This is a genomic window from Gracilibacillus xinjiangensis (assembly GCF_042651765.1).
Classification (GTDB): domain Bacteria; phylum Bacillota; class Bacilli; order Bacillales; family Amphibacillaceae; genus Gracilibacillus; species Gracilibacillus xinjiangensis.
The window spans coordinates 787,987-806,574 of the sequence record NZ_JBHSDT010000008.1; the positions used below are offsets into that span (position 1 = coordinate 787,987).

Annotated in this window: 17 protein-coding genes and 2 pseudogenes; 3 read left to right on the top strand and 16 right to left on the bottom strand. The window is 36.4% G+C overall.

The window, feature by feature from the left end:
• The first annotated feature begins 142 nt into the window (after window positions 1–142).
• On the top strand, window positions 143–1,033 hold the full coding sequence (dapA, locus tag ACFOY7_RS15300) for a 4-hydroxy-tetrahydrodipicolinate synthase (protein WP_390253094.1): 891 nt from the start codon (window positions 143–145) through the stop codon (window positions 1,031–1,033).
• Window positions 1,034–1,056: 23 nt separating this feature from the next.
• On the opposite strand, the gene ACFOY7_RS15305 is transcribed toward dapA, so the two are convergent.
• Window positions 1,057–2,229 carry a M20 family metallopeptidase gene (locus tag ACFOY7_RS15305; RefSeq protein WP_390253097.1) on the bottom strand — a complete coding sequence of 391 codons (1,173 nt, stop codon included), beginning with the start codon at window positions 2,227–2,229 and terminating at the stop codon, window positions 1,057–1,059.
• A gap of 132 nt (window positions 2,230–2,361) precedes the next feature.
• Here ACFOY7_RS15305 and ACFOY7_RS15310 point away from each other — a divergent pair, with 132 nt between their 5' ends.
• Window positions 2,362–2,817: a YaiI/YqxD family protein gene (locus ACFOY7_RS15310; RefSeq protein WP_390254130.1), complete on the top strand. Its 456-nt coding sequence runs from the start codon at window positions 2,362–2,364 to the stop codon at window positions 2,815–2,817.
• Here the strand turns inward: ACFOY7_RS15310 and ACFOY7_RS15315 are convergent.
• Window positions 2,799–2,942: a hypothetical protein gene (locus tag ACFOY7_RS15315; protein WP_390253100.1), complete on the bottom strand. Its 144-nt coding sequence runs from the start codon at window positions 2,940–2,942 to the stop codon at window positions 2,799–2,801. The genes ACFOY7_RS15310 and ACFOY7_RS15315 overlap by 19 nt on opposite strands.
• Window positions 2,943–2,955: 13 nt before the next feature.
• Window positions 2,956–3,747: an alpha/beta hydrolase gene (locus ACFOY7_RS15320; RefSeq protein ID WP_390253103.1), complete on the bottom strand. Its 792-nt coding sequence runs from the start codon at window positions 3,745–3,747 to the stop codon at window positions 2,956–2,958.
• Between the two features lie 237 nt (window positions 3,748–3,984).
• On the opposite strand from ACFOY7_RS15320, the gene ACFOY7_RS15325 reads away from it, so the two are divergent.
• Window positions 3,985–4,254, top strand: coding sequence for a hypothetical protein (locus ACFOY7_RS15325; protein WP_390253106.1), 270 nt, complete (start codon window positions 3,985–3,987; stop codon window positions 4,252–4,254).
• A gap of 119 nt (window positions 4,255–4,373) precedes the next feature.
• Here ACFOY7_RS15325 and cysK read toward each other — a convergent pair whose 3' ends face one another.
• The 13 genes and pseudogenes from cysK to fosB all read right to left on the bottom strand — a co-directional run bounded on the left by cysK (window position 4,374) and on the right by fosB (window position 18,504).
• On the bottom strand, window positions 4,374–5,288 hold the full coding sequence (gene cysK, locus ACFOY7_RS15330; protein ID WP_390253108.1) for a cysteine synthase A: 915 nt from the start codon (window positions 5,286–5,288) through the stop codon (window positions 4,374–4,376).
• 170 nt (window positions 5,289–5,458) lie between these two features.
• Window positions 5,459–6,172, bottom strand: a complete 714-nt coding sequence (locus tag ACFOY7_RS15335; protein ID WP_390253111.1) for a LutC/YkgG family protein — start codon at window positions 6,170–6,172, stop codon at window positions 5,459–5,461.
• Window positions 6,172–7,602, bottom strand: coding sequence for a LutB/LldF family L-lactate oxidation iron-sulfur protein (locus tag ACFOY7_RS15340; RefSeq protein ID WP_390253113.1), 1,431 nt, complete (start codon window positions 7,600–7,602; stop codon window positions 6,172–6,174). Before ACFOY7_RS15340 ends, ACFOY7_RS15335 begins: the two co-directional genes overlap by 1 nt.
• On the bottom strand, window positions 7,602–8,327 hold the full coding sequence (locus ACFOY7_RS15345; RefSeq protein ID WP_390253115.1) for a (Fe-S)-binding protein: 726 nt from the start codon (window positions 8,325–8,327) through the stop codon (window positions 7,602–7,604). Before ACFOY7_RS15345 ends, ACFOY7_RS15340 begins: the two co-directional genes overlap by 1 nt.
• A 111-nt stretch (window positions 8,328–8,438) precedes the next feature.
• Window positions 8,439–10,505, bottom strand: a complete 2,067-nt coding sequence (locus ACFOY7_RS15350) for a bifunctional aldolase/short-chain dehydrogenase (RefSeq protein WP_390253117.1) — start codon at window positions 10,503–10,505, stop codon at window positions 8,439–8,441.
• A 116-nt stretch (window positions 10,506–10,621) separates the two neighbouring features.
• Window positions 10,622–11,878 carry an L-rhamnose isomerase gene (gene rhaA, locus ACFOY7_RS15355; protein WP_390253119.1) on the bottom strand — a complete coding sequence of 419 codons (1,257 nt, stop codon included), beginning with the start codon at window positions 11,876–11,878 and terminating at the stop codon, window positions 10,622–10,624.
• A gap of 2 nt (window positions 11,879–11,880) precedes the next feature.
• Window positions 11,881–13,287, bottom strand: a complete 1,407-nt coding sequence (gene rhaB / locus ACFOY7_RS15360; protein WP_390253121.1) for a rhamnulokinase — start codon at window positions 13,285–13,287, stop codon at window positions 11,881–11,883.
• A gap of 365 nt (window positions 13,288–13,652) precedes the next feature.
• A complete protein-coding gene (locus ACFOY7_RS15365) occupies window positions 13,653–14,624 on the bottom strand; it encodes an AraC family transcriptional regulator (RefSeq protein ID WP_390253123.1) in 972 nt (323 codons plus the stop codon).
• Window positions 14,625–14,698: 74 nt separating this feature from the next.
• Window positions 14,699–15,958 (bottom strand): threonine ammonia-lyase IlvA, encoded by a 1,260-nt coding sequence (gene ilvA, locus ACFOY7_RS15370; protein WP_390253125.1) that lies wholly within the window; start codon window positions 15,956–15,958, stop codon window positions 14,699–14,701.
• A gap of 300 nt (window positions 15,959–16,258) precedes the next feature.
• Window positions 16,259–16,534 (bottom strand): annotated as a pseudogene (locus ACFOY7_RS15375) (VOC family protein); the annotation flags it as partial.
• Window positions 16,535–16,876: 342 nt separating this feature from the next.
• The gene (locus ACFOY7_RS15380; protein ID WP_390254132.1) at window positions 16,877–17,314 is read right to left on the bottom strand and encodes a DUF3139 domain-containing protein; all 438 of its coding nucleotides are present in this window, start codon (window positions 17,312–17,314) and stop codon (window positions 16,877–16,879) included.
• 314 nt (window positions 17,315–17,628) lie between these two features.
• On the bottom strand, window positions 17,629–18,015 hold the full coding sequence (locus tag ACFOY7_RS15385; RefSeq protein ID WP_390253126.1) for a hypothetical protein: 387 nt from the start codon (window positions 18,013–18,015) through the stop codon (window positions 17,629–17,631).
• Between the two features lie 118 nt (window positions 18,016–18,133).
• Window positions 18,134–18,504 (bottom strand): annotated as a pseudogene (gene fosB / locus ACFOY7_RS15390) (metallothiol transferase FosB).
• Window positions 18,505–18,588 lie beyond the last annotated feature (84 nt).

The following is an 18,588-nucleotide window of genomic DNA, read 5'->3' on the forward strand; positions in this document are numbered from 1 at the left end:
AAAAAGGATAAGTATACTGTTAGACTAGTCGCTAACCATGATATGGGGAGCAATAGTTTTTCGATAATCTATGTTGTTGGGATATGCTCTATTCATACTAATTAAGTAAATTGTTTTAAATTTATGAATAGAGGTGGAAATAATGAATTTTGGACGTGTAGTAACAGCAATGGTAACACCTTTTGATCAGGACGGACAAGTTGATTATCAAAAGGCCGAAAGATTAATTGACCATTTAATTGCAAATGGTACAGAAGGGATAGTAGTGGCAGGTACAACAGGCGAATCGCCTACATTATCAGCGGAAGAGAAGATTTCTTTATTAAAATTTGCCGTAAAAACTGTTAATAAACGTGTTCCTGTTATAGCTGGTACTGGCTCGAATAATACCAATGGTTCTATCGAACTAACTAAGCAAGCGGAACTAATTGGGGTTGATGCAGTCATGTTAGTTACTCCATACTATAATAAACCATCACAACAAGGAATGTATGAGCATTTTAAGACAATTGCCAACACAACATCTTTACCTATCATGCTATACAACATCCCTGGTAGAACGGGAGTCAATCTGTTGCCTGAAACAATTATTGAACTAGCACAGATTAGTAATATTGTTTCTGTAAAAGAAGCTAGCGGAAATTTAGATGCAATGACAAAAATCATCCGTGGAACACCAAGCACATTCTCATTGTATAGTGGTGATGACAGTTTAACATTACCTATTTTAGCAATTGGCGGGACAGGAGTTGTTTCTGTTTCTTCCCATGTTATCGGGAATGAAATGAATGAAATGATTCAGGCATTCCAACAAGGACGTGTAACAGAGGCAGCTATCTTACACCAGGAATTATTACCAATAATGCAAGCATTATTTACAGCTCCTAATCCAACTCCAGTGAAAGCTGCTTTAAGTTTTATCGGATTAGATGTGGGCTCCGTAAGATTGCCGCTAATTCCACTTACTGATAGTGAATTGAAATTCCTGGAACAGCAATTAGTTTTCACACAAAACAGATCTAATGCAGGCTGAGACAGACAAAAAAAGAGAAGTCTTTAACTAATGGACTTCTCTTTTTTATTGATTATTTTAATTGCTAACTTCTCAATCACTTGCGCTAACAGTAATGTACGCGGAATGAATGATTCAAGTTCTAAATATTCATCTTCCCTATGTGCATTACCACCTACTGGCCCTAAACCATCAACAGTTGGAATCCCTAATGCAGCAGGAAAAGATGCGTCTGACCCACCACCAGTTTCCGTATCCATTATATTTATCTGCAGTTCATTTCCTACTCGTTTGATTATTTTTAATAATCTCTCTGTTTTCTCCGTTTTTTCCATAGGAGGACGATTTATTTCTCCATCTATGAGGACTTTTGTACCATCAACTTCTGTGGTTGCCGAAATCTCTTCTATTTGCTTCTCAATAACTTTCGCTTGTTCCTTGTTTCTGAAACGGACATCAATTTCTGCTGTTGCATGGTCTGATATTGTGTTTACTGAACTACCACCTTCTATTAACCCAACATTTACATGAATACCTGCTTCTTCATCCGTTATCTCATAAAGCTGGATTATTTTATGGGCTAATTCTTCGATCGCACTCCTGCCTCTTTCCGGCTCAATTCCTGAATGTGCTGCTTTCCCTATAACTTCTAGAGTGTAATGTCCTTTTCCCCTTCTCGCTGATACGATTGCGCCATTTTTTCTTGCCGGTTCCATAACTAATGCGAATTTTTTACCGACAGCTTTTTCTTCAATTAATTTTCTTGAACTGATCGAACCGGCTTCTTCATCACTTGTTAATAATATTTCCACTTCATGAAATGCTTTGCTGTTGTATTTTTTTAATGCTTTCATTGTATAATAAACGGATACCAAACTTGCTTTCATGTCGATCACCCCAGGACCATAAGCACGATTATTCTTTATTCGAAAAGGTCTTTTGGCAGCTGTTCCTTTTTCAAAAACAGTATCCATATGTGCTATAATAAGAATCGAGGGTGATTTACCTTTACATTTCATTGAGTGGATTGAAAGATGGTTACCAAAGTCTTTTTGTTTATGCTTTTGTATCTGTAAACCTAATTCCTGGTATAATGTCTCCATTTTGTCGCCAATTAAGTTTACTCCATCTTTATCATATGAGCCACTATCAATATTGACCAATTGTTCTAAAAGATCCAACATATCATCTTGGTGCTGATTAAAATACTCGTTCATCATATGTTCCCTTACCTTCTATTAAGATTAAGAAAATCATACTATATTTTATGGAAGAATGCTATATTTATTGACAAGGATTGATATCATTTATAAATAGATGTCGGAATATAAGTCAGAAAGGAAATGGATATGCGGATATATGTAGATGCAGATGCTTGTCCTGTAGTTGATACAATAATAAATGAAGCAAAGACATACAACACGGAAGTCATTTTGGTTAAAAGTTATAATCATTACTCTCTTCAAGAATATCCTGATCATGTGAAAGTGAGTTATGTTGATTCAGGAGCAGATGCTGCAGATTATAAAATTGTAGGATTGGCAAAACAACATGATTTAATTGTTACCCAAGATTACGGACTTGCTGCTTTAGGCTTAGAAAAAGGGTGCTATGTTCTCCATCATGTTGGGTTTCATTATACAAAGGAAAGGATAGACCAAATGTTAGATGAAAGGCATAGGAAAGCAAAAGCAAGAAAAGCTGGTTTTAGAACAAAAGGGCCAAAAAAGCTAGAACAAACACAAAAAGAAAGCTTCCGTAATTCCTTACGAAAGCTGCTTGACAACTATTCCTCTTCTTCCTGAATGATTTCTGCAATTTTACTAACTTGCCAACGTTCAGCCGTTTCTTCTGGCACCTCATATATTTTGCCTTCTCGTAGAAGTTGGCCATTATACGTAGATTGTACTAACATTTTTACCTTTATCATATTTATAACTCCTTTAATTTTGTTTGACATACTGATTAAGCCAGTTCAAGCACACCTCTTTCCACATATAAGTATGTGGATGTTCATCTGCTAAACCAAGGCCATGTCTGCCATCTTGATATATATGTAAGTCAAATGCAATGTTTTTTTGCTGTAATGCCTGTACATAATGTAAACTGTTGAAAACTGAGACAGATGCATCATTCGCAGTTGACCAGACAAAAGCAGGCGGAGTGTTTTCAGTTACAAGTTTTTCCGCTGAATACTGTGCCATCACACTCTCATCAGGATTTTCCCCGATTAAGTTATTTCTGCTTCCTTCGTGTGTATGTTTCCCCATACTAATTACTGGATAACATAATATATGAAAATCCGGGCGACTTGATTGATGATATAAGGGATTTTCATGTGTTTTGTCACCATAATCAAAGCTATTACTAATCATTGCAGCTAAATGCCCTCCTGCAGAAAAACCTAACACTCCTACTTTATCTGCTTCAATCCCCCATGCTTTTGAATAGTAACGTACAGCTCTTACTGCAGACTGACCATCATTTATTACTTCTTGATTGTAAATAGGCGCTACCCGATACCGCAGGACAGCAGCATGGAAGCCATTTTCATTTAACCACTTTGCAACAGGCTCTCCTTCATGGTATGCCCGATGGCTGTAGCCACCTCCAGGTATAACGATGATCAACGGTGTGTCTTTTTTATTTTCCAACAGATATGGCGTTAAGCTTGGACACTCATCAGATAGTGAATCATTTTGCCAGTCGATTTGGTTTTGTTCCAGTAATTTCATTATTTTCCCCACCCACCTATTATGTTTTAATATCATTTTATCATAAAACAGACATAGGTTAAGCGCTTTCTGTACAGAAACCCTACGAAATTGCGACAAATAAAAATAAACAATATTCGGGTTTATGTAATAAAAATAGGTAAACACCCTTACACAATAGGTAAACGTGCATAGGCTACTATCAAGTAATGAATATTTGCTTAACTATTGAGAGGAGTGTGTATGTTGTATACACCTATGAATCAAAATTTTATAAACGAACCGCATTTCCGTGGACATGATGAGAGATTCTTCGGACCAATTGGGCCAGTTGGTGCTGGATTATTGGGCTTTGGGTTAGGCTTTCTCGGTAGTGAACTGGCAGACGGCCCTCCTAGACCATATCCGTATCCTTATGCTCCCTACCCGCAATATGGACCTTATTCTCCATATTATGGGCCTGGTCCAAAACCGTTCGGTCCCCCAAGACCTCCGTATGGCCCTGGACCGTACTATGGACCATACTAAAAATTAACTACCTGCAAGTGATAGCCGATTAAAAAATGTGAAAGGATTTAGATATGTTCTAAATCCTTTTACCGCTTAATCTTTAACTATTATCACCTGTATTTTGGTCTACATAAGGATTAGAATAAATGCATGCTTAAATATCTCTCACCAGTATCAGGTGCGATGCATACTACCTTCTTACCTTCTCCAAGTTTCACAGCTACTTGTATTGCAGCATATACAGCAGCTCCTCCTGAAGGTCCTACAAAAATTCCTTCTTCTTTTGCCAAACGTTTGAATGTATCCATAGCATCCTCATCACTTATTTGGATAATTTCATCATAAACAGAGGTATTTAATATCTCTGGAACAAAACCAGGACTTGTACCAACTAGTTTATGTTTACCAGGTTTTCCTCCTGACAGGACCGGAGAGCCTTTTGGTTCCACTACTGCTACGTGCAGGTTAGTTAATGCTTCTTTTAGTTTTTCGCCAGTACCAGTGATGGTCCCACCTGTTCCAGCAGTGGCAACAAAGCCATCCAATTCCATTCCCATTTGTTCCAAAATTTCTTTTGCAGTCGTTTGGCGATGAATATCAGGATTGGCATCATTTTCGAATTGTTGCGGCATAAAGCTGTTTGGAATTTGATCAACTAACTCTTTAGCTTTTTTTATCGCTCCAGGCATCTTCTCACTACTGGGTGTCAAAACAACTTTGGCACCATATGCCTTCAAGAGATTAACACGTTCCTGGGTCATATTGTCAGGCATAACCAAAATAGCTTTATAGCCTTTTGCAGCAGCATTCATCGCTAGGCCAATTCCTGTGTTTCCACTAGTAGGTTCTATAATTGTTGAACCTGGACTTAATTGTCCAGCTTTTTCCGCTTCTGCAATCATATTATATGCAGCACGGTCTTTTACACTTTTGGATGGATTAAACATTTCTAATTTTACATAAACGTTTGCAGCACCCTTCGGCACCACACGATTTAATTTAACAATTGGTGTATCTCCAATTAATTCAGTCATACTTTGATAAACACTCATACGCTTCCCCTTCCTTAAGGAACTATTATAACAAGGATTTATTTCTATTATCAATCAAAGTACTTCAAATTATAGAAAGAAAGTGGTAATTATTATAGAATAATTCCACTTTCTTCTATGAAAATAAAAATGCTTAAGTAAGTTTCTTTACTTAAGCACTTTGTATCCGTTTACTTATCCTGAACAATAATATAAGCTGCACGGATTGGACCGTGGACACCGACTACTAAATTCATTTCAATATCGGCACTATTACTCGGCCCTGTAATAAAGTTAATACATGATGCAATATCTTCTCCTTTTTCCACCATTTCATGAATATACTGTGTTGCTTGCGTCATTCTGGGGACAATAGTGGATTTAGGTACAATCGCTATATAATCTTTTGGCAGGAGACTAACCGAACGTCCCTGTCCTTCTCCATTGAACAAGACAATCGTGCCAGACTCAGCAAGTGTCACATCACTGAATGTGATCCCAACATCTGCTTTTTCTGCAAAGCTTACAGAACTGTCTCGATCGTGCTGATCCCATTTAAATGTTTTTCGATCATCATCTGCTGTGTGAAGATATTCATCCAGGCGGTACTCCTTATAGCGACTGTCATTGGAATAAATAATTGATTTTGCTTCATATTTTTTTAAGACATCATCTAATACTTTGACTAACTGCTGGGAAGTTGTCTGAAAGAAGTCTGTATGAATTTGGTCACATTGCGCTTCCAAGATACCAACTAATTGATCTTTTGTAAAATCTCTTAAAACCTTCTTTTGCGGACTAACTGTCCATACAGGTTTTTCCACAGGCTGATCTGCTGATAATCCACCAATTTTTGATCGAATATTTGTTAAGAACCTGTCTCGATTCAATATTTCACCTTTCATCAGGCAGTTCCCCCTCGTTTATTCCGTTTATTAAACCAGTCACGGAATCTATCGTTAGTTGGTTTAGGCAAATCTCTAATATCTGTCCAATTTCTGAGTAGGCCCGGTCCTTTAGTGATTCGATTATTTTTAGCAAAAGGTGTAGTTAGAAATGGCGCCATTTTCGTTGCAGTCCGGTAAAGATTAGCAGAATGAACAATTTGCTCAAACCCTCTCATCGCGACACGCTCTGCTAAAGTTGTCCTCTTCTCCTCTTCAACAATTTTTCTTCTATGCATAATTAACTGTTCGTGCAAAGGGATTTTTACTGGACACACTTCTGTACACGCACCACAGAGGGAGGAAGCATAAGGTAATTCTTTATATTCCTCATAGTCTGATAAAAGTGGTGATAAAACTGCCCCAATTGGTCCAGGATAAATGGAACCGTATGCATGACCGCCTACATGTCGATAAACAGGACAAACATTAATACAAGCTGCACAACGAATACAGTGCAGTGCTTCCTGAAATTCGGTCCCTAAAATTTTGGATCTGCCATTGTCAACGATAACTAAGTGGAATTCTTCTGGTCCATCGGCCTCTTCTATTTGTCTTGGCCCAGTTAATGCGGTAATATAGCTCGTCAGCTTCTGTCCGACCGCTGCCCTTGTTAGCAAACTTACGACGATATCTAATTCTTCCCAGCCAGGAACGATACGCTCCATGCCCATAACGGTAATCTGTGTTTTTGGTAATGCTGATACCATTCTCGCATTTCCTTCATTTGTTACAAGCGCAATGGAACCTGATTCGGCCACAGCGAAATTACACCCTGTGATACCAATATCTGCTGACAAAAATTCTTCTCTTAATTTTTCACGTGCAAACAATGCCAATTCTTCCGGTTTCTCTGTTTTTAGATAATTTAATTTTTCTTTGAATACATCTCTTATTTGTTCTTTATTTTTATGAAGCGCAGGAGCTACAATATGAGAAGGTGGATCATGATCATCAATTTGCAGAATATATTCACCTAGATCTGTTTCTATTACTTCACAACCTACCTCTTCCAATGCTTCATTCATCGAAATCTCTTCTGTGACCATCGATTTCGATTTGGCAATTTTCTTCGCATCCTTTTTTTGCACAACTTCTTTAATATAGTTATTCGCTTCTTCTCCGGTTTCTGCAAAATAAACATGTCCACCAAGTTCAGCGACTTTTTCACTTAATTGATTTAAATAATAATCCAGATGTTCAATTGTATGGCTTCGAATTTGCTGACCAAGTGTGCGCCATTCTTCCCAATCACCTAGTTCCTCTGCTGCTGCAGCTCGTTTGGATTGCAATCTTTCCTGTGCAGAACGAACGGCGCCACGCATAAAATCATCACGAATACCTTTTGTCACTCGTGTTTTAAAATCTTTTTCCCCAATGTGCATCGGCATTATGCATCACCCCTGCTGTTCAAAATTTCTGCAATATGCTTTACTTCAATTGGCTTTCCTTGCCTGGTAATACGACCACCAATATTCATTAAACAGCTTCCATCCGCTCCTAGCAGCAGGTTGGCTTGTGTTTCCTCAATATGGGAAACTTTTTCATCAACCATTTGCTCGGATATATTCGCCATCTTGACAGAAAAAGTACCACCAAAGCCGCAACAATCATTGCGGTGTGGAAGATCTACCAAATCTAAACCTCTGACATTTTCTAATAGTTTCACAGGTGCTTCCTTTACACCTAGTAATCTCGTCATATGACAAGATGTATGATATGTCGCCGTTGCCTTATAAGTCGCTCCAACATCTTCAATCCCTAACACATCCACAATAAATTGTGTGAGTTCATATGTCTTTTCCTTTAATGCAACCGCTCGTTTTCTCCAATTAGAGCCATCTTCGAATAAATGAACATATTCATGTAACATATAAACACACGAACCAGATATTCCAATAACATATTCCTTTTGCTCAAAAACTTCAATCATATGTTTCGCTACTTCCAATGTTTCTTTATGATAACCACTATTATAAGCAGGCTGTCCACAGCATGTCTGTGCATTCGGAAAATCCACATCGCAGCCTAATCTTTCTAAAAGTTCAACAGCTGATTTACCGGCATTTGCATAAAATATATCACCTAAACATGTGATAAATAAAGATACTCTCATTCTCTTACGCCCCTTTTCGGATGTTCCCCTCCACATACTTATATTCTACTATTCCATAGAATAATAGTAGAATGGATAAACCCTCCATGAGAGTTTATCCATTTTCAACTGTTATCTAGTAAATGCTGCGGCAACTCCACCATCTACTGTTACCATGCATCCTGTTGTCTTAGCTGCTTTGGAGGAAGCTAAGAACGCCACAGACTCTGCAATATCTTCCGGCAAAATATTCACATTTAAAATCGTCCGCTTGCGATAATGTGCTTCTAAATCCTCTGTTCCGATACCATAAGAAGAAGCACGTTCTTTTTTCCATGAAGAATCCCATATTTTGGATCCGCGAATAACTGCATCTGGTAATACAGAGTTTACTCGTATTCCTAGTTCCCCGCCATCCGCAGCAATTGTTCTTGCTAAATGGACCTCGGCAGCTTTTGCTGTACTGTATGCAGCAGCATTTTTACCAGCATAGATAGAATTTTTTGAACCAATAAATACCATGTTTCCACCGATTGCTTGCTCTTTCATTAATTTGAATATTTCTCTAGCTACTAAGAAATATCCAGTCACTAATACATTAATATTTAAGTTCCATTGATCCATTGTTGTTTCTTCAAATGGACTGGAGCTAGCTAGACCTGCATTATTAACCAGGACATCAATTCCGCCATATTTAAGTACCGAATCCTGAATTGCTTTTTGTACTTCTTCTTCTTTTGTTACATCCATTCTTATAGCAAAAGCACGGTTCGCGCCATATTTTTCATTCACTTCTTTTGCTAATTTTTCTGCTCCTTCCAAATTAATATCAGCAATGACAACATGTGCTCCATCTTCTACAAGACGATAAGTAGTTGCAGTACCAATTCCGCCGGCACCACCTGTTACAAATGCAACCTGACGTGAAAACTCTTTTTCAGCAGGTGCTAAGCTAAGTTTATATAATTCAAGCGGCCAATATTCTACACCATAAGATTCTGCTTCATCTAATGATACGAAATTCCCTAAAACCGTAGACCCGGCCATAACGGAAATTGCCCTGTGATATAATTGTTCACTAACATTGGCAGCAGACCAGCTTTTGCCTGTGTTAATCATACCAACACCTGGAATCAGGATAATTCTTGGTGCTGCTTCAACTAATTTGTCACCTTCTTGTTTGTTGCGTTCAAAATATTCTTCATATTCTGTTTTAAAATGATCTAATCCTGTTTTCACCTTTTCCTTTAATGCTTCTTTATCTTCTGATTGAGGATTCCAATCAATAAACAACGGGACACGTTTTGTATGAACTAAGTGATCAGGGCATGCTGCACCGACTTGTGACAATTCTTTTGCATCATGGCTGTTTACAAATTCCAGTACACTTGCATCATCATTATATGTTGCTAGCATTTTATTATTCTGACTAACTTGTCCTCTAATGAGTGGCATAATTTCAGCAAATATATTCTTTCTTTCTTGTTCATCCAGGGATTCGTGCTTTGCTCCACCGAATAATTCTTTTCCTTCCGCTTGTTTATTTATATAGCTTTCCGCTTCATTGATGATTGCTATTGTTTTATTGTAGCTTTCTTTCGATGTTTCTCCCCATGTAACAAGTCCGTGTTTTTCCATTATAACTAATTCAGCGTTTGGATTGTTTTGGACACCTTCTGCAATCATTTTTGATAATTTAAATCCTGGGCGAATATAGGGAACCCAAACAAAACGTTCGCCATAGATTTCTTTTGCTATTTCTTTTCCATTATCTGCACAAGCTATACTAATAATCGCATCAGGGTGTGTGTGGTCTACTTGTTTAAATGGTAAAAACGCATGTAACAGTGTTTCAATCGATGATCGTGGATGCTTTGCGTCAATCATACAATGTCCCAGGTATTCAACCATTTCTTCATCAGACATTTCCTCACGCTCTAGTAGTGGACGAATATCTGTCAGGTTAAGTCCAGTGAAATTATCCGCCTTCATTGTCGCAAGGTCGGATCCGCTTCCCTTCACCCACATTACTTCAATATCGTCCCCTTTAAAATTTTTCTCGATTGTTTTCGAAGAAGTGTTACCTCCTCCCCAGTTTACTACAGCTCGATCAGAGCCTAGTAAATTGGATCTGTAGACAAGTGATTCTAAACCATCCTTTTCAGTTGCTTTACTATCATCCCAATTATTTTTAACCAAATTAATTCCTCCCCATATTAATAAAATTCTGTTTTTCATTTTGTTTCTTTGTTTATCTGTCTATATTATACAATCTAAACAAACACGAATCAACACAAACAAATACAAATGCTATTTTACTTGCGTTCTGATAAAATCTTTTCTTCATATTCTTTTACTTCATCCAGCCACTTTTCTTGTACTGGCACTCCCATTTGCTCGCAATAGTAATCCCATACAGCTCCAAATGGATATGTTTTGAATTCTTCCATTAATGCCAACCGATCTGTAAAATTACCTTCTTCCTGAAGCTTTTTTAAATGATCATTAGGCAATAACAGGGCATATAATAACGATTTAATCATATTTCGGGTACCGATAGTCCATGCTGCGACCCTGTTAATACTAGCATCAAAGAAATCAAGACCAATCATTACTTTATCTATTGCATCATTTCTAACGATTTCTAAACCGATTTCTCGTAATTCATCATCCAGGATGACAACATGATCACTATCCCACCGTACTGGCCGTGACACGTGAAGTGCCAATTTATCACTGAAAATAAGCATTGCAGAGATTTTATTTGATACCACTTCTGTCGGGTGATAGTGACCAGTGTCTAATAAACAAAGTTTGTTATTCTTCAGGGCATAACCCATATAGAATTCGTGAGATCCAACAACATATGCTTCAGAGCCGATTCCGAAAAGTTTACTTTCCACTGCATCATTATTTAATGATTCATCTACATTTACAGCAAAGATTTGATCTAATGATTCTTTTAATCTCAATCGTGGTGTTAATCGATCACTGGGGATATCCTTATATCCATCAGGAATCCAAATATTCGTTAACGCTGGCTGACCTAATTCCTTTCCAAAATATTCACCAATTTTCCGAGACTGAATACAATGCTCGATCCAGAAATCTCGAATATTTTTATCAGGGTGTGCTAAGGTTAATCCATCTTCTGCTTTCGGGTGAGAAAACAAAGTAGGATTGAAATCCAGCCCTAAACCATTCTTTTTTGCCCATTCCACCCAATTAGCGAAATGTTTTGGTTCCAATTCATTACGATCCACTACTTCTCCATCTGTTTCAGCATAAATAGCATGCAGATTCACTTTATGAGTACCCGGGATCAATGATAGGGCTTTCTCTAAATCTGATCTCAACTGTTCTGGTGTTGCAGCCTTTCCAGGATAATTCCCTGTTACATCAATCCCGCCGGAAAGTTCTTGCTGGTTGATTTCAAAGCCGCTGATATCATCGCCTTGCCAGCAATGGATCGAAACGGTCACATTTTTTAATTTTTCGAATGCTTCCTCAATTGAAACTCCCCACTTTTCGTATTGTTGTTTGGCCTGATTAAAGTTTTCCTTAACTGACATGATTATTCCCCTCTCACACTAAATTTTTGAATATCAAATGAATGATTAATAATTTCCTTTGACTTTTCTATTGATTCAATTTCATTTGTTGCAACCATTTGAGCAATTAAATTACCAATTGCTGTTGCTTCAGCCGGACCTGTGCAAACAGTTTTTCCTGTGACCTTTGCTAGTCGCTCATTCATATAATTGTTTTTACTGCCCCCACCAATGATATGAATCGTATCAAAACTTTTCCCTGTCAGCTTTTCAATTTGTGTGACTGCATTTTTATAGCTTTCTACCAAGCTATTAAAAATGCATGACGCTATTTCACCAGGTGTCTGAGGGATCGTTTGCTCTGTTTCATCACAGTATTGCTGAATCGCTTTCATCATACTGTCAGGACTTAGAAACCGTTGATCATTAACATCAATTATTGATGGAAATTCAGTATTTTCATAGGCAAGTACAACGAATTCAGCAAAATCATATTCATCATTAAACTCTCGTTTTACCTCTTGGATCATCCAAAGGCCCATAATATTTTTTAAAAAGCGAATATTATGATTAACGCCGCCCTCATTTGTGAAATTGCAGTCATAGGCTTCTTTTGTACTAATCGGCTCATCAGATTCAACGCCAATTAGCGACCATGTTCCTGAACTAATGTAAATTGTTTCCTCGCTGGGAACACTGACAACAGCTGAAGCTGTATCATGAGTCCCCGGAAGAACGACAGTCATGTCATATCCTAGTTCTTCTATTAACTCCTTTTTTAATCTGCCAATTGGTTGCATAGGTTCTTTCGGCTCTGAAAAAATATGATGGGGAATCCCTAATTTCTCTAAAAAGGCAACGTTCCAGGTTTTTTCTTTAGCATTTAGTAACTGTGTTGTTGATACATTGGTGTATTCATTCGTTATTTTTCCTGTTAATAAAAAATTTAAATAATCAGGTACCATTAAAAAATGGGCTGATTGTTCCAGTGTTTCTGGTGATTCTTTTTTTAATGCATATAGTTGGTAAATGGTATTAAATGGCTGGAACTGAATGCCTGTATCCTTATATATATGCTCCGGATTCAAAATCTCAAATACCTCTTCCATCACTCCATCTGTACGATGGTCTCTATATGCTACTGCATCTGTCATTCTTTCCTTCTGATCATTTAATAAAATAAAATCAACTGCCCAAGTGTCTACACCAATAGAAATGGGTTGATAGCTGTTTGCGATACTTTTTTTCATCCCTGTTTTAATCTCTTCAAATAGTCGTTCCAGGTCCCAACACAGATGGTTATTTTGCATAGACATCTTGTTTTCGAATCGGTGTACTTCCTCCAATTTTAGTTGTCCGTTTTTTAAATAGCCTGCAATAACACGGCCGCTAGATGCACCAATATCCACTGCTAAATGACATTTTTGCAATATCCTATCCCCCTTATTGAAAGCGATTTATAATGCTATAATAAAGGGAATTTATCTAGATTAATATATCGAAAATTATCTTTTTATTGTCCATTTTTGCTATCTCTGTTAAAACAGCTAAGTATTTTCCTACATTCTCAGCTATTTATTATTCTAATCTCTTTTGCAGGCTTATTTCATTATCATCAAAAAAAGCAATCCCATATGTGTTTTAGGATTGCTGCTCCATACAATTTAACATTTTATTTTCCTTTTACCCAAAAGACTTTCCCTTACTAATGAAAATCGTCAAAAGCTGATATTTGCAAAACGGCCAGGTATGTTTTAGAAATCCAACTATGTTTTAAATTAAATAGACATGTGATTCATTCTGTTAACCGATTCTTGTATGCCTTTGGTGTATCACCATATTTTCTCTTAAACAAGCGATAAAAGTAGCTGACATTTTCGTAACCTACTTCTTCTGCAATATTCTGCATTGATAGACTTGTATATAATAACAAGTTTTTAGCAACAAATAATCGCTTTTCCTGTACTAAATCTTTAAAATTTTTCTTTGTTAACGCTTTTATTTGTTTGCTTACCCAATAATCTGTCTGGTGTAGTCTGTGAGCGAGTTCCTGTAGATTGGCATCCTTGTAGTGTTCTTCAATATATTCGAATACTGTTGATAAAAATGCATGCTGATCAGTTTTCGGGGTATTTTTTTGTATGTTTTGTTGCTCCATTAATTCAATTATTAGCAGCCCCATTAAGAACTTTATCTTAGATTTTGAAAGCAGGGTGGGTTCCATCATCTCGACCAATAATTGTTCCATTATTTCTTGAATCCGCGGGGAATTCGCCACAGGAAAATACAGAAATTCTCCTTTTTGATTGTATGGGAATATACTATTCATTAGAAATTGCAGCATTTGACTTTGGATAAATCCGGTCGACAAGTTTGATAAAATATAATCAAAAAATCCGGGATGGATAATGAAATTTATAACAATATCATTTTTATTACATGCCGTCAGTTCATGCTCAATATATTGATTAAGGAGCAAAATTTCTCCTTTTTTTAATTCTAGTGGTTGTCCGGCTACTTTTTGTTTAAATTTCCCATAATATACATAATTCATTTCGATATAGTCATGAGAATGTCTAGGAAAATCGATGTATCTCGGATGTTTTCTAATCATTATTAAATCATCTTGAAGAAATTTTTCACTCTGAATAACAAAATCAGATGTTAAGCTTGTATAAATTTCTTTATTAATTGCCTGGTCGCCTGCTAATATCGCTCTCTCTTCCTCTGTCTCTTCCATTAATTTTTCGAATAAATGATTGATCACATCTCCAACCCCTTCAACTATAGACAGAACTTTCGAATGGTATAAACAAGGAAGCAGACTGCTCTGCTTCCTTGTTAAATCAATAATTGGAACAATTGTTCGTCTTTGTTGATTTCGATATATGTGAAACCTTTCTTCTCCATTCTTGCTATTAGCGCTTTATAGTCGTCAGACTTTTCCAGCTCGATTCCGACAAGAACTGGCCCTTTGTCTCGGTTATTCTTCTTAGTGTACTCAAATCTTGTAATATCGTCATTCTCTCCTAATACTTCATCCATAAACTCGCGAAGGGCGCCTGCACGTTGTGGGAAATTAACAATAAAGTAGTGTTTAAATCCTTCATAGATTAAGGAACGTTCTTTAAATTCCTGCATTCGGTCAATATCGTTATTTCCGCCGCTTACAACACATACAATATTTTTTCCTTTAATTTGGTCTTTATAAAAATCTAGTGCGGATATGGATAAAGCCCCTGCCGGCTCTGCAACAATCGCATTTTCATTGTACAAATCGAGCAAAGTTGTACATAGTTTCCCTTCAGGAACGACAACTATATCATCAATAAATTGTTTAGCAATATCAAATGAAATGTCACCAACTTGTTTTACACTAGCGCCATCGACAAATTTATCAATTTTATCTAATTTAACTACCTGTTCCTTTTCTATTGCTGCTTTCATCGAGGCAGCACCTTCTGGTTCCACACCGATAATTTTTGTTTCAGGACTAATACTGTTTATGTATGAACCTACGCCTGAAATTAAGCCACCGCCACCTATTGCCATAAAGACATGCGAAATTGGCTCCTCCATACTATCCAATATTTCAAGCCCAATCGTGCCTTGACCTGTAATTGTTCTTGTATCATTGAACGGGTGGATAAATGATGCATTATGTTCATTACAATATTCCATCGCCTTTTCATAGGAATCATCAAATGTATCGCCAATTAAGCGAATTTCGACAAATGGCCCTCCGAAGAACTCCACACGGTTTACTTTCTGTCTTGGAGTTGTACTCGGCATAAAAATAACACCTTTTACGCCCAATGCTTTACAGGAATATGCTACCCCTTGTGCATGGTTACCCGCACTTGCACAAACAACGCCATTTTCCAGTTCTTTTTTCGTTAACCCTTGCATTAAGTTGTAAGCACCCCTTATTTTGAAGGAACGTACAACTTGCAGATCTTCTCTCTTCAAATATACATTACATTGATATTTTTCTGAAAGGATTGGATCTAATTGTAAAGGTGTTTTTACAACCACATCTTTTAATACTTGATTTGCGATAATAATATCTCTTACTTGGATTGGATTTACTTTTGTACTCATAATACGAACCCTTCCTGCTACAATTGTTAGATTTATACTAACATAAAGTAAGCAAATAGAAAATAATTTTAATATTATTTAATTAGTGGTATAAGTAAACTTTTAATATGATCTGTCGATTCACCTTAGAAAAAGAATCATTACATACAGTAACATACAATAGAAAACACAGATATTATAGGAGAAATTGAACTTGGAGAAACTATAGAGATTGATCGTCAACGTATTACGAATGAGGAAGTAATCAAAATGATCCCAGAAGGTGATCTATGGTTAAAAAATAGTTCCTTACGATACTCCGGGTCGTTTGGATAAGTTAACGGTGGATCTACTTAGTTTCTCGTACATTTCATCAAACTTTTCTTCTTTAATAGCAAATGCTATGTGTGTATAGGATTGGTTTATTTCATCTCGAGGTAAATCTTTCTCTATATTGAGGGCAAGCCACATTCCATTTAAATCAAAGTATGCAGTACTTCTGCCCTTTACTAACATTTTAGCATCAAGTACATTTTTATAAAATTCAAAAGAAACTTCTAAGTCAGAAAAAGAGAACAAAAAATGGTTAAGCCTTTTATCGCCATTTTATTACCCCCAAAATAGGTCCTTTTCTTCCGAATCACCTTTTGTTTTTTCAAAAAAATCATTTACTATTTCCCCTGTGGTGTTCTTGTATAATTTTACTACAGAACCCTGACCTACTTAAACTAACCTGCAAGATAATTCAATATCTTTGTAATTTAGCTTTAGCATGATATTCCAACAATTCATCCACCAAAAAAAAGACCACCTAATTAATGATAGTCTTGTTCACCTCTTGCACCCGTTCTTTGAAGAAGAACAGAGACGCTTATTAATCAATCGCGCCCTATTCTTAAATAAGGATGCACGAAGAATTTAACGGATTCGCCTTAAGCCTTAATTCCGATTATCGAGAGAATTAACACATTTTTTCTCACTATATTTTGTTTCAGTTTCAACTATATCTGTAACACCATCAGCTGATAATTTGTCTTTTTCACAGAATTGCATAACCTGTTTTCCGTTTTTGGTTATACCATAATAATACGTTACATCTGGTTCTTCTTGAAAGATAACCATATAATGACCTTGATAAAAATCATTATTTATGATGTGTTTCGGCTCTACATAATGCGATTCTACTATATCGTTTTCCGTGTATCCCTTTTCCTCTAAATATACTGGAACATTTTTATCCGCTATATAGTTTGTATAAGGGTTTCCGTTGTATAGCACATAAAAGAAACCAATAGGAACTGCCACGATAATGAGTATAATTAAACCCATAGCAAACCATATAATTTTTTTCTTAATATCTTTTCCTCCTTCCTGTATGGAAAACTATATATCTTGATTCATGAAGTTTTTTTATACAACACTCTTCAACCAACCTGTCCGTTAGTTTAAGTGGATAAAATCACAATGTCACATCACTTCATAACTTGAATCTTACCATAAGATAAAGAATTATTGTTCCTATTTTCCGCAATTATGGAAATACTTTGTTGAGTAGTACGTATCATACACGAAGAAGAGACGATCACTTAATGAATGTGATCGTTTTCGTATATTTCAACAGTATTCTTGTACTATGCATTAAAAACAAACTCTTTGGATACCGGCTTGTTCAACTAATACTCCCCGCTTTTTTAATTTATTATTTTGAACAATGACATGATGGAGAAGAAAATTAGACTTCCAACTAAGCCATAAATACCATACCACAAACTCTCAAGTAAAATAGTTTTAAAACTAGATATTATTGTGATAATACCTACGATAAATCCCGAACTTAGGTAAAGTGGCAATTTAATAATTCTCTTTTCTACATACTTATCAATTAACAATGAAGCAGGTATCCCACCAAGTAAATACGCCAAGCCAGTTATTAACAACAGTGTTGGAACCGGAGCACCGAATGGGTCATACCAAGTATTTGAATGTCTTTCTGAAACAGGTGTATATATCATATAAGCTAATACTAAGCTGAATATTACGGTCGACAATAGTGCAACAACTAATCTCTTAACTAACACTAATGTTCTCTCCTTTATTTATTAGAAGTAAACGTATCTTCTTCCATCTAACTGCTACTTTACTTGAACAGCGGGCACACCTTGTCCATCAAACGCCCCCGTTTGTTTAAAATTCAATTTATCTTAAAGTACCTGTATGGAACTCAAATTTATGACCGTCTGGATCACTAAAGTAAATAGAATTTTTATCACTGTCATCTCTCGGACGTCCGGATAAGATTTTTACATTCAATTCCTTTAGTCTATCATACAATATATCAAAATCAGTGTCTTCAATTGAGAAAGCTATAATGTGTATGATTGGTTTATTTCATTACGAGGTATATGTTTTTCAACATTCAGAGCCAGCCATATTCCATTTAACTCAAAATATGCGGTGCTTTTGCCTTTAGCTAACAATTTAACCTCAAAAACATTTTCATAAAACTCAATAGAATTTTTTAAGTTAGAAACTGAAAACAAAAAATGATTAAGACGTTTTATCGACACCGTATCACCTCAATCTTTTCAAGAAATAAGGGAATCCCGCTTCTTGAAGATTTGTTGCCAAAAGTATAAGGGAATTCTTACTCC

Coding starts and splice junctions, on each gene's coding strand:
- dapA (WP_390253094.1), top strand. CDS start 143: ATGAATTTTGGACGTGTAGTAACAGCAATGGTAACACCTTTTGATCAG.
- ACFOY7_RS15305 (WP_390253097.1), bottom strand. CDS start 2,229: ATGAACGAGTATTTTAATCAGCACCAAGATGATATGTTGGATCTTTTA.
- ACFOY7_RS15310 (WP_390254130.1), top strand. CDS start 2,362: ATGCGGATATATGTAGATGCAGATGCTTGTCCTGTAGTTGATACAATA.
- ACFOY7_RS15315 (WP_390253100.1), bottom strand. CDS start 2,942: ATGATAAAGGTAAAAATGTTAGTACAATCTACGTATAATGGCCAACTT.
- ACFOY7_RS15320 (WP_390253103.1), bottom strand. CDS start 3,747: ATGAAATTACTGGAACAAAACCAAATCGACTGGCAAAATGATTCACTA.
- ACFOY7_RS15325 (WP_390253106.1), top strand. CDS start 3,985: ATGAATCAAAATTTTATAAACGAACCGCATTTCCGTGGACATGATGAG.
- cysK (WP_390253108.1), bottom strand. CDS start 5,288: ATGAGTGTTTATCAAAGTATGACTGAATTAATTGGAGATACACCAATT.
- ACFOY7_RS15335 (WP_390253111.1), bottom strand. CDS start 6,172: ATGAAAGGTGAAATATTGAATCGAGACAGGTTCTTAACAAATATTCGA.
- ACFOY7_RS15340 (WP_390253113.1), bottom strand. CDS start 7,602: ATGCCGATGCACATTGGGGAAAAAGATTTTAAAACACGAGTGACAAAA.
- ACFOY7_RS15345 (WP_390253115.1), bottom strand. CDS start 8,327: ATGAGAGTATCTTTATTTATCACATGTTTAGGTGATATATTTTATGCA.
- rhaA (WP_390253119.1), bottom strand. CDS start 11,878: ATGTCAGTTAAGGAAAACTTTAATCAGGCCAAACAACAATACGAAAAG.
- ilvA (WP_390253125.1), bottom strand. CDS start 15,958: ATGAGTACAAAAGTAAATCCAATCCAAGTAAGAGATATTATTATCGCA.